We start from the raw sequence: 18104 nt of genomic DNA, 5'->3' as shown, positions 1-18104 counted from the left end.
GTCATCCTGAACCACGTGCTGAACTTGATTCAGTATTGTTTCAGGATCTGCCTCCCTGCTTAATAGCTATAAATTTAAAAGACCTTCAACGGTTTAATGAGTTTTTGAACAGAAGCGGTCTTCATCTGCACCCAACGGTAAAATTTTCTGATGTTTGCTTCGCGTTCTTCTTTTGGTTTGTTATTCGGATGCTTAGGATCGTACAGCATTCCTGTGCATAAACAATTCTTACGATCATTTCTGGAGAGGATGTCGTAATTCGGACAGCTTTGACAACCTCTCCAGAACGTTTCATCCTGAGTGAGTTCTGAAAATGTTACCGGCTTATAACCAAGATCCGAATTGATCTTCATAACCGGCAAGCTAGTCGTGATCCCGAACAACTTCGCAGTTGGGTATTTCTTCTTTGACAACTCAAATGCTTTTCCTTTGATCTTTTTTGCCAATCCAAGCCCTCTGTAATCAGGATGAACGATCAGTCCCGAATTCGCCACATACTTTTTATTTTCCCAGATCTCTATGTAGCAAAACCCGACCAGTTTATCCCCATCTAAGGCTATAACTGCATTTTCATTATCAAATTTAGTTTTGATGTAATTGGGATCACGTTTTGCAATACCTGTTCCGCGCTGTTGAGCTGCTTTTTCAATAAGTGCACAGATCTCTTCCGCATAAACTGCGTGCTTGGATGAACCGAAATAGATAGAAACCGACATGTGAGTAAAAGATGGAAATCCCGAAGGAAAAATTAGAATTGAACTGCTTTTATTAATTCAGATGAGATGGTAATCGTAGAAAACACGACATACCACTATGCGTTACCGCCGCCGCGGAATGCGCCGTACAGATCGTCTGTCAATTCTATGTGCAAGAGATTTTTGCATGGCTTGTAAAATGGGGAATTGAACACTCCAATGCAATAGGCGATTTGAAATTTAATTAAAAACTGTCGTCTCGCAACTTGTCTACCGACAAAGACAGGCGAATGCCCGATATCTTGATTGGAATAGAAAAAATACTCCTTTGAAGGAGGTGTCCGCCCTTCGAACGGATATCAAGACAAAAGTAGATATCCTTGTGCTAAGCTAAGTCTTTTTATCTGGTCTCGATGCTATGCGTTGGAAACGGACCTCCCCGGCTACGAAACAGATTCTTTGGTTCTGAGTAGTTCGCCCCTCCTTGAATAAGGAGGGGAATTCCAAAGTTGATTCTAACTTTTATCAACGAGTCCTCCTCCTGTTGTAGGAGGAGACAGAGGAGGTCTTTACTTATGTATTGTGAGTACATTTACTTGATCATGTGTACTTTTGGACCGATACTGAGCTTCCTCAGCACAGGCTCCAGTACCAAAAACTCCCGACAAGAATTATTGGGGCGAATAATTCTAAAGGTCGATGTAAGTTGGAAGTTGTTCGAGAAACTGAAATTATTAAAGGATACGATCATCTCGCGGCGAATGCCCGAGATCTCGATTGAAAAAGAAAAAATCCTCCTTTGAAGGAGGTGTCCGCCGACTGGCGGACGGAGGATGTTGTGCGGTTTAATAGCTTAGAAACTGCACAACATCCCTCTGATCTCACACAAGTGTTCGATCGGTCTCCCTTCGAAGGGAGATTTAGAATCTTCGCATCCATTCTTTCACCCAACCTTGTTCACTCTCCAACCCCTTTGTGTTCTCTGTGGTTCAAACAATTCTTATCCTTCCCGGACCCACCCTTGTTCCCTCCCTAACATTGCGGAGAAATACTTTTTTGTTAATTCAGATTTCCATCCCTGAACTAACTTTACTAAACTGCTAACAAATTAACTTTAAGAAGAGCCTCCAATATCAATATGGTTAATATCTCTGTAGATGGTAAAAATATCAATGCGAATACTTTCGTGATTCCGCCAATGGGTTTAAGTTCTTCAAAAAGTCACATGAACAAACATTCCTTTACTTGTGAAATTCCGAAATCTAAAATTATTGAACTCATGAGCTCAGAATACAAACAGTGGGTATCGGAATCTAAAGATGATGACGATCGCTATGATGAACCTCAAGATGAATTAGGCCGAGCAGGATATCCTGATATTAATCTGGTTTTGGAGAATAAGGCACTTACTAAACTAACCTTCGGTGATTATCTTGTTCGAGAACTATTGGAAAAACTGATTGAGAATAATAAGCCAAACCATTTCAAGTTCTGGTTTGATGAGATAACTGATTGCTCTATAAATCCCAACCAAGTTATTTTTGAAGGAGTTTGCTACAGCAAATAGAAGTAGCGGTACCCGCTGACCCTTAACTCTGAATCGAATTCTTATCCCGAGCCTTTTGGCTTCCCGAAGCAGCGTTTCCAATCTGCATTCCGAACTGTACAATCGGTATGAGAGGTAAAACCAAACGGACCTTTTAACTCTTCCAGAGTTATAAACGCCCAAGTTAATGATTAATCACCATATTCAACTCTGGAAGAGTTGGTGCGCGAATCTTACTCCACTCCTAAGCCTATTTCTGAATTTTCGCAATTACCCAACTGTGCAGATCCTTCGGAAGTATCCTCAGGATGATACATTAAGCTCATCGTCATTCTGAGCTTGACTCAGAATCTGTAACTGCTCGGGTCAACAAATGTGCCTTACGCAGATCCTGAATCAAGCCTGCCTATCGGCAGTCACGTTCAGGATGACAAGATTATCAAAAAGCAACTAGTTCAGCATTGAACATTCCTTGTTCAATATTCTAAGCCTCTGCTAAGATCTCCAAAAACCTCGCTGACGTTTTAATTCCTCTATGGAAATCCTGAAGTGAGAATTTTTCATTTGGGGAATGGATGGCATCGCTCGTAATTCCAAAACCCATCAGTATAGATTCCACACCAAGTACTTTTTTGAAATCAGCAACGATCGGAATGGAACCGCCTTCACGGGAAAACAGTACTTCTTTTTCGAACACATCTTCAAAAGCCTGAGCAGCCGCTTTCAATCCGTAAAAAGAAAGGTCGGTTACCGATGGGTGTCCACCATGATGATCCGTTACTTTTACTTTCACCGTATCCGGAGCGATGGAATTAAAATATTCTGTGAATAGCTCTGCAATTTCTTTAGGATGCTGATCCGGCACCAAACGCATACTGATCTTTGCATTCGCCTTGGATGGAAGCACGGTTTTAGCACCTTCGCCGGTGTATCCGCCCCAGATTCCGTTAACATCGAGAGTTGGTCTCGCCGAAGCTCTTTCGTGAGTGGTGTATCCTTTTTCACCATGAACGGCGTCAATATCGAGTGACTTTTTATACGCTTCTTCATCAAAAGGAAGTGCCGCAGATGCTTCTCTTTCTGCTTCTGTAAGATCGACCACTTTGTCATAAAAGCCCGGAATCTGAATTCTTCCGTCTTCATCTTTCAATTTGGCGATCATCTCACACAGAACATTCAATGGATTTTCAACCGCACCGCCGTATACACCGGAGTGCAGATCCCGGTTTGGTCCTACTACTTCTACTTCCATATACGCCAATCCGCGTAATCCGTATGTGATGGATGGCATATCTTTTCCGAACATGGAAGTATCTGATATCAACACCATATCACATTCAAGCATGTCTTTGTGATCAGTGATAAACGGAACTAAATTCGGAGAACCGATTTCTTCTTCTCCTTCCAGAATAAATTTCACATTTACCGGAATTTCCTGCCCAGTTTTTCTGAAAGACTCGATCGCTTTTACGTGTGTATACGACTGACCTTTATCATCACTCGCTCCACGAGCGTATACATTTCCATCTTTTACTACCGGTTCAAAAGCAGGAGATTCCCATAATTCATCGGGATCGGATGGTTGCACATCATAATGCCCGTACACTAAAACGGTTGGCTTGTCATCATGCGGACAATGCTCAGCGTATACAATTGGATTTCCCGGAGTTTCAAATAATTCTACTCTTTCAAGATCAAAAGACTCAAACTGATTCAACAGAAAATTCGCCGCTTCTTTGATCGCCGGTTTTTTGGAAGAATCTGTACTCACACTGGGAATGCGAAGCAGGTCAAACAGTTCTTCTTCAAATTTCCTGATGTTTTGATCGATGTACTCTTGTGATTTACTCATGAGTTTTTTTGAATTATAAAATTTTGATTCCTTTGGCTTCTATCCAGCCGAATTGTCCGTTTCCTAATCTAATGTAATACCAGTTTTCTTGTATTGCACTTTTTTTCCGGTCAATGGTCAGATCATATCCTTCGTACGCCATACTCACTAATTCTGAATTTTCAGATGGAGAAACAGATACACTGGATTCATCCATGATCAAAACAGCTTCGTCATATCTTTGGTCTACATAATCCACATAATATGACAGTGAGATGATCAGTACAGCAATGGTTAAACAACTGATGATAATATTCTTTTGCTTTGGAAGCTTTATCAGATTAAACCACCCTGCTATGATCAGCAGTAAAGCCAGACAAACAAAACAATAACCGATCACAAACAGTCCGAACGTACCCGGAGTTACTTTGAAATGATCTACGGCTCTGTCCCACGGCAATTTTGGAAGCTTTGCAGACTGTCTGCTGAATTGTGAGTTCACAAAATCCAGCGCCTGATCTGCACTTTGTTGCGTTGACTCAAATTTTGAGGCCTGCAAAAAGTAGAACTTTGCTAGCCCTAAAGAATCGATTTGAACAGAAGCGATGCCCATATTTAAAAACAGTTCTCCGGAAATAAAGTTATTCCCTTCAATTTGTCGATACTTTTTTAAAGCTTCTCTGTAGTTGCCTTCTTCCAGCAAATTATTGGCTTCATCAAAATTAAGTTGAGGTGAAGATTGTCCAAATAATACTCCGGTAAAACAGAAAAGAATTGATAGTGCCAATACTTTTTTCACAGAACCTTCCCCAAAACTTTGATCAGTTGTTTGGTTTTTTCCACATCATCTTCTAATCCTTCCTGTGAAATATTTGGTGCATAAGCTATGGTTTCGCATTTATCAAAAACTCTCTTCGCTTCCGTTATTACAGATTTATCTGCGCCCTTCTTTTGGATCTCTGTGATTAGACTCTGCCCCGAAACTCCTGCTATCGGAAGATTCAGTTTGTCAGCTATAAACTGCGAAAGAGCTTTTTGAATTTTATGGTATCCCTCTTTAATGTCTTCTGTGGTTTTTGCGTTGTCCAAAATATCCATCGCTTTATCTTTGGCCTTTGTGGATCTTGCAAAACCGGCATCATTATTCAATTTATCGTAATAATTCTTATACCCGTATGCTCCTATAAAAAGCAAAAAGGGAGTAAACAGCATCACCCATGTTGAGTTTCTTTCGGTCAAAGGTGTCCCTGTTTTCTGTTTCCACTGTGCTAATCCTGTAACCGGTTCAATATCCAGGCGCATATCTTCCAAAGAGGTTACCGCAGCATTGGGATCTATATCCGCTCTGAATTTTATTTCTGAAAGCGTAAAATATTCGTAGCTGTTTTTATCAGGATTAAAAGTTGCTATCCTTTTTTCCGGGATTGAATACGTTCCGTCATTACGAGCGATGATAATATCAGTAAACGTTTTAGAGCCCGCAATCAATCTGTTGTCCCGAGTAATACTTGTGTTTTCCTGCGGATTATATAATTCTAAAGACTCCGGAAAATCGTACTCGGGTTTGTTAAGAAGTGGAAGGTTTCCTGAGCCGGTGATCTCAGTTACTATTTCCACACTTTCGCCCACATAAGCAGAACTAGGTTTTATCGTCCTTTTGATCTCAAAATCACCAACTGCTCCTATATATTCAGCATTTTCAATGGCCGGTGGTCGTCCCACATCCAAAGTAACCGGAAGAGTTTTTAATTCTTTGTTTTCTTGTCCAAAACTAAAATTGAAAGGATCTCGCGCAGTTCTTCTACTGTTACGAACCCTTACCGTTAAGCTGTACGGACTTAAGGTCAACTCTCCTGCTTTAGTGGGAAAAAGGGCATACTGTAACAGCCGGGCTCTTTTATATCGAATTCCGTTTATAATTACTGAAGTTGTTCTGGCTTGTGTTGGGTTGTTCAATTCCTCTTTCCAGAAACCTTCAGCTTTCCATCCCGGAACCGTGTTGTAATTAGATACTTCTACTTCGCTTTTAAAATATAATACGATATCAGCTACCACCTGCTGACCTACGACCGGATTTTGAGTAGTTGGTTCTAATCTCACATAAATATCAGGAGCTCTTTCAGCATTTCCGTTGTCGATGGTTTTGGGGTCTAATACTTTGAACGCAATCGGCTTTGTTGCAAATTCTTTCCCGTTAACCTTCACCTTGATCGAAGGAACAGTATAACTTCCGGGCGATTGAGCAATGAACTGAAAACCGTAGCTTTGTGTCAGCGATGGTTTACCATTTACATAAGTGTAGTTGCTTCCTGAAATAGTCCTGTTCGGCAAATATCTTAATCCGGAAATGGATGGGATCTCCGGTCGTTCCAGGGAATTAAGAGAGGTTCCTGAAATTGCGATATCAAGTTGAACCGATTCTCCTTCGAAAATATTGGTTTCTGTGAGGGTTGCCTGTACACTCACATCCTGTGCCAATAAAAACTGGTTGGCAATTCCTGAAATTAACAAGACAAAAAGTAGTACTGGCTTATTACCAATCTTTATCATGCGTAGCGCTGTCTTTTGATTTCTTTTTCTTGAAGTCTTTCAACAATTCTTTTTCTTTCTGAGCCAGAGCTTTCAGGATCTTTTCAGCATCTTCTTTACTTATTTCTTTGGAATCAATTTCCTTTCCTTCTTCAGGTTTAGGTTCATTTTCTTCACTTCCTTCACCTTGCTCCTGTTCCTGCTGCTCTTCTTCGTTTTGCTCTTGATTCTCCTGTTGCTGATCCTGGTTTTGTTCCTGCTGATCTTGCTCTTGTTGTTCCTGCTCCTGATTTTGGTTTTGCTGATTTTGTTGCTGCTGTTGCTGTTTTTCTTTCTCTTCTTCCAGTTTTTGCTTCAGTGCATTCAGCTTAGCATCATTCGGGTGCTGAAATAGTCCTTCATCAACGATCTGAATGGCCTGATTCAGTTGCGAATTAATGTACGAATTCGCCCCTCTGTGAAAGAAACTGTCTGCATCCTGAGCCTGAACAGTCACAGCGATCAAAGCCATTAATAAAATGCTTAAAAAGTATTTCATGATTAATTATCTATAGTGCTTACGGTCTTAATTCGTTCCATAAAATCATTGTAATTAGGCTGAACCGTCTTGTCGTTTGCGGCGGCACTTTCCATCAAGTTAAATGCTTCCTGATATCTTTGCTCTGCCACCAACTGCTCTGCCCGTTTTTTCATCGCCTTGGCATATTCAGTAGGAGGTTCTTTTTCCTGATCCTGGTTTTGTTGATCCTGATTTTGCTCATTCTCTTCTTCTGACGCTTTTATAGCTGCTAGTTCGTAATTATGTTTCGCTTCATGATCTCCCGGATTCAGCTTTAAAGAGTTTCTGAAATGATGCGCGGCAGGTTTCCAGTCTTCGTTTTTAGCCAATATAGTTCCAATGTTGTATTGAGCCAGTGCTTTATCTTCGGCTGATTCAGCGTATTCCTGTGAGTTCAGATAAGCTTCGATGGCATCTTCTACTTTACCCTGCTTTGCCAGTGCATTTCCAAGATTGAAATACAGCTTAGAATTCTCGGGATCCTCTTCCAAAGCTAATCGGAATAAAGAATCTGCTAAAACATAGTTTCCTTCATTGTATGCCTTATTAGCTTCTCTTCCATCGCCCGAAGCCACAAAAAGAAATCCGATCAATATGTAAAACAAGGTTTTCATTAGGCCTATCCCATTTCTTCCGCTACCTGCAGTGTTTCCTCATCCATCAACATATTGGTAAATACATTGGTTACATCATCATTGTCTTCAAACTTGTCCATCATTTTCAAATTTGAAAGAGCCGTATCCGCGTCAACTTTTGTTTCTGTTGTAGCTTCACGGATCAACTCTGCAGACTCGATCTTATTCCCTCCTTCTTCCAATGCTTTTCGCGCATTAAAAAGATCTTCACGAGTCGTGTACACAACGAATAAATCATCTTCTGATTGTATATCATCTGCGCCGGCTTCAATAGCTTCCAGCATAAATTCTTCTTCGTCTTTACCCTCTGCAGCTACACGGATCATCCCTTTTTGCTCAAACAAAAAACTTACCGATCCATTGGTTCCCATGTTTCCACCATGTTTTGTGAAAATATGTCGAATATCAGCAACCGAACGTGTGTTATTATCGGTGGTTACTTCAACAAAATAAGCAATACCTCCCGGACCGTAACCTTCAAAAGTAACTTCCTCATAAGTAGCAGCGTCATCTCCCTCTCCGGTTCCGCGCTTAATTGCGCGTTCCATATTGTCTTTTGGAAGATTTACAGCTTTCGCATTATCAATCGCTAACGATAAACGAGGGTTACCCGTAGGATCACCACCGCCTTCACGCGCCGCTACAGTTAATTCTTTGATCACTTTTGTAAATACTTTTGACCTCTTGGAGTCTTCCTTCGCCTTCTTATGGCGAATATTCGCCCATTTAGAATGTCCTGCCATTAGATTACTACAATTAAGTTGCTGATTCAGGGTTGTAAATATACATAATAGTACATAGCCATCGTAAATTTTTTATGAAACCAAACTGTTAAAGGTTGTGTTAGAAATTCTGAAACAGAAGAAGATTGAGTAACTTTAAAAAAAGATAAGATTATACATGAATATTGGAATTGTTTGTTACCCCACGTTTGGTGGGAGTGGAGTGGTTGCAACAGAGCTTGCGAAAGTATTAGCCTCAAAAGGTCATATGATCCATATGCTGAGTTATGCTAAACCAGCCAGATTAGAAACGCTGGATTCCAATATTTTTTATCATGAGGTGGCTATTAATGCGTATCCTTTGTTCGAATATCCTCCTTATGCGCTGGCATTAGCTTCACAAATGGTCAATCTGATCGAGTATGAGAATCTTGATCTTCTTCACGTTCATTATGCGCTTCCGCATGCAACAAGTGCTTACCTTGCTAAACAAATAATGGCTGAAAAAGGAATTCATGTTCCGGTTGTTACAACTTTACACGGTACAGATATAACTTTAGTAGGTAGCGACCCGAGCTATAAGCATGTAGTGGAATTCTCGATTAACAAGAGTGATGGAGTTACCGCTGTTTCTGACTATCTGAGACGTGAAACTTGCGAACGTTTTGATATAAAAAATGACATTAAAGTTATTCCGAACTTTATTGATCTGGAAAGATTTCAGAAATCGAATAAGAGTCATTTTAAAAGAGCTATTTGTCCTGATGGAGAAAAAGTTGTGGTGCACGTGTCTAACTTTAGGAAAGTAAAGCGAGTACCTGAGGTTGTAACTGTTTTTGATCGGATCCTGAAACACGGAATCGAAGCTAAACTTTTACTTGTAGGCGACGGGCCCGACCGTCAACGGACAGAGCAGCAATGTCGTGATCTCGGAATTTGTGATCATGTACGATTCCTGGGGAAACTGGATCAGGTAGAAGAAGTACTTTCAATTGCTGATCTGTTTTTGATTCCTTCAGGTTCAGAAACTTTTGGCTTGGCTGCTTTAGAAGCAATGAGTTGTTCCGTTCCCGTGATTAGTTCTAACATTGGTGGATTACCTGAGGTTAATATTCAGGGCGAAACCGGGTTTCTTTGTGATCTTGACGATATCGATTGTATGGCAGATAATGCTGTAGAGATACTTACAAATCCGGAACTTCATGACCGAATGAGCAAAAATGCGCGGAAACGAGCGGAATTGTTTAATCAGGACCTCGTTGTTAATCAGTATGAAGATTATTACAAAGTGGTAAGAAGTGAGTTACTAAGTGTTAGCTGAAAAAAGCTTATTTAGATCTTAATTGAATATATTCCATTTACTTGTTGCTGTAGCCTTTGCAACTGCTACATATTTACATTTCCTAAAATTCAACATCACATCTTGTTCTATTGAGTTGTCGATTACATATGCGACAGCAACAGTCATACCTTTCATGTCACTATTTATACTTTGCCCTTTAAATTTTGCGCAAAGCACTACAAAATCAATTTCTTTGTTAATTCCTTTCTCTTTGTTTACCCATAGAATTGAAGATTCCAACGAAGCAAGAATGTAATCTGGCCTGTCTTTTCCCGGAAGCTCTTTTATAGCTTTGGCTTTTATTGGTAGCTGAAGTTCCAGCTCTTCAGGCCCTTTTTCAATACTTGTGATTTCTATATTAAATGGCTTCATATCTAAACTACTTGATTAAAGTAAATTTCTTTGTCTGTGTTGAGGCGGAAGTTCTAAGTCTGTAAAAATAAACTCCGCTTGAAAGATTATCAGCACGAAATTTTACTGAATGCTTCCCGGCACTAAACACCTCATTTTGAATAGTCTCTACTAACTGTCCCGTAATATTGAAAATTTCCAGTTTCACTTTATCCTGCTTATCCAGCTCGAAAGAAATTGTTGTGCTTGGGTTAAATGGATTCGGGTAATTTTGATACAATTGAACTGTTTTTGGGGTTGAGCCAAGTTCTTCATTGCTTACCGGCATACCGTTTGATTCTCCCGGAGTTGGATTATCGATGAACACAAACTCTGTACTACCGTCCTTATCTCTCCCATATGAAACATCTGTTGTTTGTGCACCAAATGTAAGTGTATTCACTGCTTCAAAATCACTTCCATTTTGTTTGTATAGGCCGGCATCTTCTCCTGCTTTACTCAGGTTAAATGAGGCATGCATTGGACCTTCTTTTTCGTCATCATCTGTCCAAATCAATAAAAATCCTTTCCCAGGAATCGTTGTATCCGGGAATGCCCACTTATCAGGATTCGACAAGTCATCCGTAAGAAAATATCCGCTCATTGAAATTTCAGTATCGGTCGTATTATAAATTTCAACCCAATCCGGATATGAACCGCTTTCATCCTGAATGGTTGAACTGTTGCTTGCCATTAACTCATTGATAACAAGTTCAGCGGTGACATCAGAATTTTCCTGTACTAAATTTTTTGCAGGATTTTGTGGATACCGACTTGATTTCCCCTCCTGATCCTGAGCCAATACAAAAAAGTTCACATCATCTGAGTATGTTCCAATATCCTTTGCGCCTGTAAAAATCCCGTCTCCTGCTGTTTCATCAAATCCTTCTCCATCATCTTTAAGTTCAAACGGATTTAAAAATTCTAAAATATCCAATTTGGCACTCACAACATTCAGGTCGTCATCATTTACTTCAGCTTCAACAACAATTGTTTTACTCCCATTATCAGTAAGAAGCTTTGAAGAAGTGGTGTGTATAATCGGATATATATTATTTAGTTCGAGTTGACTGAGCGCTGAATTTGTTCGTTGAGTTATAAATGGCTTCAATCCATATGGAACATGTCCGCCTAGAGCTTGAGTAAAAGATTTGTCATAATCCTCAAAATCTAAAGCTGGCCAGTCTTTCACTCTGAAAGTATCTGATTCAGCTGATGTCTGAACCATAGCCTTTAAACGATCGATTTCAGGAAATAAACTATCTTGATTAAAAACAGTTTCTATGGTTTCGTTAAGATAGTAGCTGTACCAATCCTTAAACTTCTGAACTTCCAGCAATCTTTTGGTGAGGGGTCTTGGCTCCCCTGTTCTGTCCCAAGTATATAAGTTTCTGGTTGCCCAATCTCTATTTATAAAATCAATCCCTAATGTATTATCATAATCATATGGAATTACAGTAAAACTATTCTTTACCGGGTCGTTGTATAAATAAAAATTATTCTTGTTGTACCGGTAGTTATCCCAATTACCTGTTAGTACATCAATTGCCATCCATCTCAGTGTCGCATCCACGTCCAAATAGTCATGGATCTGTTCTTCAAAAACCTGATCACTTGAATTGTTTAAGAATTCAATAAATGAAGCCAATCCGGAATAATCATTTTCGGTTTCATTAGTTTTGAGATCATAAGGCCTTCTTCCGTATTCTTCGTAACCACTATAATCATCTGAATTGGGTCCCCGATAGCTAAGATCTGCCGGATAAAGGCACTTATATAAGTTGCCGGAGTCACCATCAAATTCTTTTTTCAGAAATTCATTATCGATGTGTTCTACATTCAAATATAATCCATAAAAAACATCATTTATAAATAACGAAACATGATTAGACCTGGGAGCTTTGACGCCCATCTTCTCAAAAATATCCCAACTTAATTTGGCTCTCATTATCGTTGGGTCGTTGTGCTCACCGTTCAGATTCATTTTATCTAAACCACGATATTCTCTTCCATCGATAAATGTATCAAATGAAACTTTGAATGATTTTTTCTCGGATGCTCTTGACGTGTTCCCTCTCAACCTGAAACCTACACTGTCAACTGTTTCTGTAACTCCATTTTTAGTAATGCTGAACATCGCATGGAATTCATGATCACTTTGCTGGTTTTCATCATCTAAAATTTCATCGAGATAATTCGAATCGATAGTAATTCTTACTTCCGGCAAGGTTGAATCATCAAAAAGCCATTTAGAACCCGATTGGCTCAATAATGCCGTTGAACATAAAATAGAAAAACTTAGAACTGTCAGTAGCTGTTTCATAAAATGTATTGCATAAAAAAGGAGCTCAAATGAGCTCCTTAAAGTAATAAAAAAAATTAATTACTTAGTTGTGATAGGGATTGCTGTCATTGTTTTTCCCCATTGGAGATTCAAATGAGCTTTTGTATCTGAAAGGGTATCAAAATAGATCGTGAATCTTTCGAAGCTTGAAGCGCCTTCTGTTGTTACTGCAGCGGGTACACGCGCCACATCTTGAGATTCATCGTAGGTAAATGCTCCCCATGATACTCTTGGATCTTCTTCACTTCGGATAAGCTTTCTGTTGATAATAAACGTCCAGTTGTCACCGGGAATAGTGAATAAAGTATAAGTACCGGCAGGTACGGGTTGACCTCCGAAATTTACATCGTTACTAAAAGTGATGAAAGCGGATTCATTAGCACCGGTTCTCCAAACCTGACCAGGCTTTGCAAGAGATGCTAAACTTCTCCCCTTAAGCGCCGGACGTCCATATGTAATTGAAACTGTAGTTGATCCAATATCCTGACTTACTGAGGCGTTCGGACTTGGACGATTTCCTTTTCCTCTTTCCTGTGCAAATGTTAATTCTGATGAAAGGAGAACAGCAAAAACAGCAAGGGCTCCCATTTTTAATAAAGCTTTCATTTCAATTCTATTTAAGTTGAGGGATTAGTTATCCGGGAATAAACTCTTATCAATACCCGGTATTATTTTTAAAGCATTTTTGTAATACATTTTTTTCAACACATTATCAGGAAGATTCAATCCATACATTTTCCAAAAAGCGTGCCTTTTTCTAAAATAATCGAAATACTCATCATCACTTTCCAAAACTCTGAAGTAGGTGTAGTATTCTTCAGGGCGATAAGTATCTTTTCCAAACAATAACCGATCCTGATATTTAATAAAAAATTCTTTTGCGAAACGAGGTTGTCTTCCCAGTTCAGCAATTACCGCAGCTATTTCGGTATACACATTTGGGAATTCATCAAGATGTCTTCCTAGTCTTTCGAGGTCATTTGCCATCCAGCCTAAATGGGCATTTATAAAATTCGTTTCAGGATGTTTTCTGAATACATTCCACTGTTCAGCCATTACTACTTCCCAACTTGGAAACCTTGATGTATCACCTCTGTGCCGGCTTGGAAAGTTTTTCATTTCCAACCAACGTTCGTTTTTCTCATCAATAGGCGCCCAAAATACCTCCGGTTCTCCGGTGTGGATCAATACAGGAATTCCAAGTTCACCAGCTTTTGCCCATACAGGATCGATCCGGGGATCATCAGTTTGCACACGATTTCCTTCAGAGTCCAGAACAGTGAGCCCTAAATTTTTGAATATCTTTACACCACGAGCTCCATTGTCATAATCTTCCTGAAGTTGTGCAACTGCTCTTTCGGTCCATCCTTCTTCATCTATTCCATTAAAGTTGATGTTAGCGAATACGATAAACCTATTTAAACCACTTTTTTCAATGTTATCCGTAATAGCTTTTAATTGATCACCCGATCGACCACTCAAATTCACGATCACTTTCATATTCAGATCTTCCATTTCGGAAGCAAGTTGTTTAAGATCTTGCGTTGCCATTCGCCAGTGATGGCTGTGTACATCGATGAAAGGAAATTTTGCTTTGGTAATCTTCTCTCCGGGAACCACTAAAGTAGAAACAGGATCATACTCCTCAAAAGTCATGGTAGTATCGGCGTCCTGAGCTTGTAACATCCAGCTCGACATCATCAAATTCAGAAAGAGAAATACAGTTTTTTTCATAATTGAAGTATAGTTAAAGATGCATTTACGAGTTGTAAAAAAATAGTCTCTTAAAGACAGTTAAACAGTTATAATCTAGCTTTCGTTTTCCTTTAAAAAGAAATTCTTCATTGTCATTATAGCTAAAACCCCCATTGCTATAATAAACAATAAGACCGAAGCCCAGAATTCAGAGCCAATTAGGTTTTTAAAAGTTGGTTTTAATGCCAAGCTAAACTGTGCTATAGCAATCACAAAAAATCCCTGCCAGAGCTTATAAGGCACATCAAGAGCTTTTTTAGAATGATAGTAAATGATCATCGCCATTACTGCATAACTTGCCAATGTTGTATAAGCAGAAGCCAACATTCCAAAATATGGAACAAATAAGAGGTTTCCGGTTACTGTAATTATTGAACCAATAAGCGTTATATATGCTAATACTTTGGTTTTTTCACCGATGAAGATTCCAGCTGAAAAATTTACGTACCAACCCTGAAACCAATAAGCTAATAACAGAGGCGAAACAACATTAAGCCCTAACCAATATTCTCTACCAATCAAGGTAGCGTCCGTAAAGGGAATAGTGACTTGAACTATTTGCTCAATGAACAGTGAAAAGAATATAAAAATAAGTGCCGCTCCTAAGTTAAAGTACCGAAAGGCTTCTGAGAATATAACCGGAGCCTCCTGATCATCAGATTTTTTCATAAAAAAGGGCTGCCAGGCATATCTGTATACGGTAACAAACAAAAGCATAACAACTGCTAATTTATAAGCTGCAGAATATAATCCTACGATATCCTCTCCTGAATAAATACTTCCATCTGCATTTACTCCATAAATTGCTTCGATTGATTCGGGACTCATCCGTTTTAAAAAAATCCGGTCTAACATTTCATTGATCACATATCCAATCCCGGCAGGTACAAATGGCAAACCAAAACGCAATGCTTTTTTTAAGAATTTTATATCCCAGCTTCCGCTCAGCATATCCCGAGTGATGATCCATACAAAAAATGCAGTAATGAATGACGCAATAATATTACTTATCAATACTGCTTCGATTCCCAGATGTAGTTTTAAGATCAGGTACAGATTAAGTCCCAGATTTATGAATACACCAAACATTTTAAGAAGTGCGAAATGCCACGGCTTTCCTTTTAATCTTAACTCTGCAAAGGGAATAACCTGGATTGTGTCAAAGATCAAAATACCCAGCATCAAAGTTAATAAAGGGAACGGCTCAACCAGACCAATAATCGGATTGATCAAAGGATTCAGAAACCAAACTATAGTTACCAAAACTACTGAGGTCAGTAACAAACTTATCTGAATAGTCTTGAAGATGTCTTTTGATTTCTCCCTATCTTTGGCATATCTGAAGTAACTCGACTCCATCCCATAAGTAAAAACCACATTGAGAAATGCTACTACTACATAAATCAGGCTTATAACCCCATATTCACCGGGCTTGAAAACTCCGGTGTAAAATGGAACCAGCAGGTAGTTCATGAATCTGGTAAATACATGACTCACCCCATAAATAAGAGTATCTGAAAGAAGTTCTTTGAGCTGCTTCAAAAGTTATTGATTTGAAAGATGTTCAATAGCCTGCACACCTAATATGTAGCTATACTTGCCAAAACCTGTAATTATTCCATCCATAACTTCTCCTGTTAAAGACTTTTCTCTGAATTTTTCCCGCGCATGTATATTTGAAATATGAACTTCTACTTTTGGAAAGCTAATCGGTTCCAGTGCATCTCTTAAAGCTACAGAAGTGTGAGTATATGCTCCCAGATTGGTAACTATTCCCTGAGTACCGTCAACCATTGCTTCCTGTAGCTTATTAATAATTTCTCCTTCAACATTACTTTGAAAAAATGAAATTTTGTGCTCTTTAAAGCTTTTAGAAATAAAACTCTGCAATTCTTCCAAAGTTCCTGTCCCATAAATTCCTGTATCTCTTGTGCCTAAAAGATTTAAGTTCGGGCCATTAATGATTAATATTTTCATAATTCAACAGCTTTACTTATTAGTGACGCAATTTCTTTCATTCTTGATTCCTGAATCTCAGATTTTCTGCCCAAACTTACCGGTTGTCCTTCAAAATAGATAGGAATTAAATGTATATGAGCATGAGGCACTTCAAGCCCTTCAACTATTACGCCAGTTCTTATTGTTCCTAGTGCACTATCTATACCTCTTGCTATTTTTTTGGAAAAACTGATCAACCCATGTAACGTCTCATCAGGAAGATCAAAGACATAGTCTACTTCTTTTTTAGGAATTACTAATGTATGTCCCTCAGCAATTGGATTAATATCCAGAAACGAAAAGTAGTCTTCGTCTTCTGCAATTTTGTAACATGGAATTTCACCATTTATAATTTTAGAGAAAATACTTGCCATACTTTTACTTAATCTTTTGAATGCTTATGATATTCAATGTAATGTACTGAACTTATAAAAGCTCTCAATGAAATTTTATCCACTCTTTTTTTTATTAGCAGTTGTATTATGTTTTCCCGCGCAAGCACAGAATGATTATTTAAGCGGTCCGGTTACAGAACAACAGATCAGAGAAGTAAAAATCTTTGATTTATATACTGAGCGTTACAAACCGGATTCGGAAATTATCGCTAAGCTTAATACAATTCAGGATTCTGTTTTAGTTGATGTATTTATGGGAATGTGGTGCCATGACAGTAAAAGGGAAATTCCGGCTTTTTTTAAAATTATGGAGTCAATTGATAATCCATTGATAACTGCTAATTATACTGCTCTGGAATACCGAAGAAGTGGCCCAAAAGATATAATCAAAGAGAATAACATTAAAAGAACGCCCACTTTCATTATTTATAAGAACGGAAAAGAAGTTGGCAGAATCATTGAAGAGGTGGAAGTGAGCGTGGAATCCGACTTATATGAGATAATTATTAAAGAATAATGAAAAAGTCTGAATATTACTCGATTTAAGATTGTCATAAAGTATATAAACCCGTATCTTTGGAGCCTTTCGCGATTGCGATGGAAGATCCGGTAGCTCAGTTGGTAGAGCAACTGCCTTTTAAGCCGTGGGTCGAGGGTTCGAGTCCCTCCCGGATCACAGTTTTATAGTTTACAAGAATCTCTCTTGACCAGCCCCTTACGATTGATCTCGGAAGGGGTTTTTTGTTACACGTATTTAAAATCCCTGATAAGCCCGGCGATGATTGCTTCCAACACTCCTTCATCTCCCAGTAGAAATTTCTTTTTTTCATCTGTAAGCTTTACAGTATTTTTTACTTCCAGCAGCTCTTTAATTACAGATCGCTCTTCATCGTTAGTCATTATATTGCTTTTTTAAATGAGTGCATGTCGATAACCTTAGCTCTTTTATCTGACTCAGAAACACTCTTTTTCACTTTCCCGGTTAATATTCTTTTTAGCTCCTCGTATTCTCCATCCTCAATCAAATTTAGACAGTATTGAAAAAATTCTGACAGATTTGCTGAAGCAACATAACGGCAATCCAATCCCTGCAGCACATTTTTTATATACTCTAGAATAACCGTTTCGTTTTCTGAGTCGCATAACTCAATAAGCTTTTCAAAAGAACGAGTTTTACTACTTATGGTATGGAGATTTTTGAATTTCATTCTACCCCTATTATCGGTTACTCTCAGAAAATCCTTAATTCTTTTAAAAAAAATTTAAATACAACGAGACTTATTAGTCTGCAAATCCAAATTATTGATCCACAAAAGCTCTAAGCGCATCATTCTGTATTAATAAAATTTAATATTAAGATTTT

General features: G+C 38.7%; 19 protein-coding genes and 1 tRNA gene. 4 read left to right on the top strand and 16 right to left on the bottom strand.

All coding sequences use genetic code 11. The annotated features are described in order from the left end of the window. Window positions 1-74: 74 nt before the first annotated feature. Window positions 75-716, bottom strand: coding sequence for a GNAT family N-acetyltransferase (locus A8B79_RS10945; protein WP_066222340.1), 642 nt, complete (start codon window positions 714-716; stop codon window positions 75-77). A 1117-nt stretch (window positions 717-1833) separates the two neighbouring features. Between A8B79_RS10945 and A8B79_RS10940 the strand changes: the two genes are divergently transcribed. Continuing rightward, entirely contained in the window at window positions 1834-2262 is a 429-nt protein-coding gene (locus A8B79_RS10940; RefSeq protein ID WP_066222338.1) for a hypothetical protein, read from the top strand. 463 nt (window positions 2263-2725) lie between these two features. On the opposite strand, the gene A8B79_RS10935 is transcribed toward A8B79_RS10940, so the two are convergent. The 6 genes from A8B79_RS10935 to A8B79_RS10910 are packed head-to-tail and all read right to left on the bottom strand — an operon-like array spanning window position 2726 to window position 8538. Beyond that, window positions 2726-4093, bottom strand: a complete 1368-nt coding sequence (locus A8B79_RS10935; protein ID WP_066222336.1) for a dipeptidase — start codon at window positions 4091-4093, stop codon at window positions 2726-2728. Between the two features lie 13 nt (window positions 4094-4106). After that, window positions 4107-4871, bottom strand: coding sequence for an SH3-like domain-containing protein (locus A8B79_RS10930; RefSeq protein ID WP_066222333.1), 765 nt, complete (start codon window positions 4869-4871; stop codon window positions 4107-4109). Next, the gene (locus tag A8B79_RS10925) at window positions 4868-6622 is read right to left on the bottom strand and encodes a BatD family protein (protein WP_066222330.1); all 1755 of its coding nucleotides are present in this window, start codon (window positions 6620-6622) and stop codon (window positions 4868-4870) included. The genes A8B79_RS10930 and A8B79_RS10925 overlap by 4 nt, the downstream gene beginning before the upstream one ends. Continuing rightward, a complete protein-coding gene (locus A8B79_RS16175) occupies window positions 6606-7139 on the bottom strand; it encodes a hypothetical protein (RefSeq protein WP_066222324.1) in 534 nt (177 codons plus the stop codon). The genes A8B79_RS10925 and A8B79_RS16175 overlap by 17 nt, the downstream gene beginning before the upstream one ends. Window positions 7140-7141: 2 nt before the next feature. Continuing rightward, window positions 7142-7774, bottom strand: a complete 633-nt coding sequence (locus A8B79_RS10915; RefSeq protein WP_066222321.1) for a tetratricopeptide repeat protein — start codon at window positions 7772-7774, stop codon at window positions 7142-7144. A 5-nt stretch (window positions 7775-7779) separates the two neighbouring features. Then, a complete protein-coding gene (locus tag A8B79_RS10910; protein ID WP_066222318.1) occupies window positions 7780-8538 on the bottom strand; it encodes a YebC/PmpR family DNA-binding transcriptional regulator in 759 nt (252 codons plus the stop codon). A gap of 157 nt (window positions 8539-8695) precedes the next feature. On the opposite strand from A8B79_RS10910, the gene bshA reads away from it, so the two are divergent. Continuing rightward, window positions 8696-9838: an N-acetyl-alpha-D-glucosaminyl L-malate synthase BshA gene (bshA, locus tag A8B79_RS10905; protein WP_066222314.1), complete on the top strand. Its 1143-nt coding sequence runs from the start codon at window positions 8696-8698 to the stop codon at window positions 9836-9838. An 18-nt stretch (window positions 9839-9856) separates the two neighbouring features. Here the strand turns inward: bshA and A8B79_RS10900 are convergent, their stop codons facing one another. From A8B79_RS10900 to A8B79_RS10870, 7 genes are all read right to left on the bottom strand, one after another. Continuing rightward, window positions 9857-10231, bottom strand: a complete 375-nt coding sequence (locus tag A8B79_RS10900; protein ID WP_066222311.1) for a hypothetical protein — start codon at window positions 10229-10231, stop codon at window positions 9857-9859. 7 nt (window positions 10232-10238) lie between these two features. After that, a complete protein-coding gene (locus A8B79_RS10895; RefSeq protein ID WP_082894154.1) occupies window positions 10239-12572 on the bottom strand; it encodes a CotH kinase family protein in 2334 nt (777 codons plus the stop codon). Window positions 12573-12632: 60 nt separating this feature from the next. After that, window positions 12633-13199, bottom strand: coding sequence for a DUF2911 domain-containing protein (locus A8B79_RS10890; protein WP_066222306.1), 567 nt, complete (start codon window positions 13197-13199; stop codon window positions 12633-12635). Window positions 13200-13223: 24 nt separating this feature from the next. Further along, window positions 13224-14327 carry an amidohydrolase family protein gene (locus A8B79_RS10885; protein WP_066222303.1) on the bottom strand — a complete coding sequence of 368 codons (1104 nt, stop codon included), beginning with the start codon at window positions 14325-14327 and terminating at the stop codon, window positions 13224-13226. A 75-nt stretch (window positions 14328-14402) separates the two neighbouring features. Then, window positions 14403-15890: a lipopolysaccharide biosynthesis protein gene (locus tag A8B79_RS10880; protein WP_066222299.1), complete on the bottom strand. Its 1488-nt coding sequence runs from the start codon at window positions 15888-15890 to the stop codon at window positions 14403-14405. A 3-nt stretch (window positions 15891-15893) separates the two neighbouring features. Further along, window positions 15894-16325, bottom strand: coding sequence for a type II 3-dehydroquinate dehydratase (aroQ, locus tag A8B79_RS10875; RefSeq protein ID WP_066222296.1), 432 nt, complete (start codon window positions 16323-16325; stop codon window positions 15894-15896). Further along, window positions 16322-16720, bottom strand: a complete 399-nt coding sequence (locus A8B79_RS10870; RefSeq protein ID WP_066222293.1) for an HIT family protein — start codon at window positions 16718-16720, stop codon at window positions 16322-16324. The genes aroQ and A8B79_RS10870 overlap by 4 nt, the downstream gene beginning before the upstream one ends. Before the next feature lie 67 nt (window positions 16721-16787). Between A8B79_RS10870 and A8B79_RS10865 the strand changes: the two genes are divergently transcribed. Further along, window positions 16788-17258: a thioredoxin domain-containing protein gene (locus tag A8B79_RS10865; protein WP_066222287.1), complete on the top strand. Its 471-nt coding sequence runs from the start codon at window positions 16788-16790 to the stop codon at window positions 17256-17258. An 86-nt stretch (window positions 17259-17344) separates the two neighbouring features. Further along, a tRNA-Lys gene (locus tag A8B79_RS10860) sits at window positions 17345-17417 on the top strand. A gap of 68 nt (window positions 17418-17485) precedes the next feature. Here the strand turns inward: A8B79_RS10860 and A8B79_RS16170 are convergent. Next, complete coding sequence (locus A8B79_RS16170; RefSeq protein ID WP_161485166.1) at window positions 17486-17641, bottom strand: hypothetical protein; 156 nt, start codon at window positions 17639-17641, stop codon at window positions 17486-17488. Next, a complete protein-coding gene (locus tag A8B79_RS10855; RefSeq protein WP_066222285.1) occupies window positions 17641-17949 on the bottom strand; it encodes a hypothetical protein in 309 nt (102 codons plus the stop codon). Before A8B79_RS10855 ends, A8B79_RS16170 begins: the two co-directional genes overlap by 1 nt. Between the last annotated feature and the right edge of the window lie 155 nt (window positions 17950-18104).

Source organism: Balneola sp. EhC07, from assembly GCF_001650905.1.
GTDB lineage: Bacteria > Bacteroidota > Rhodothermia > Balneolales > Balneolaceae > Balneola.
This window is presented reverse-complemented; position numbering and strand designations above follow the sequence as displayed.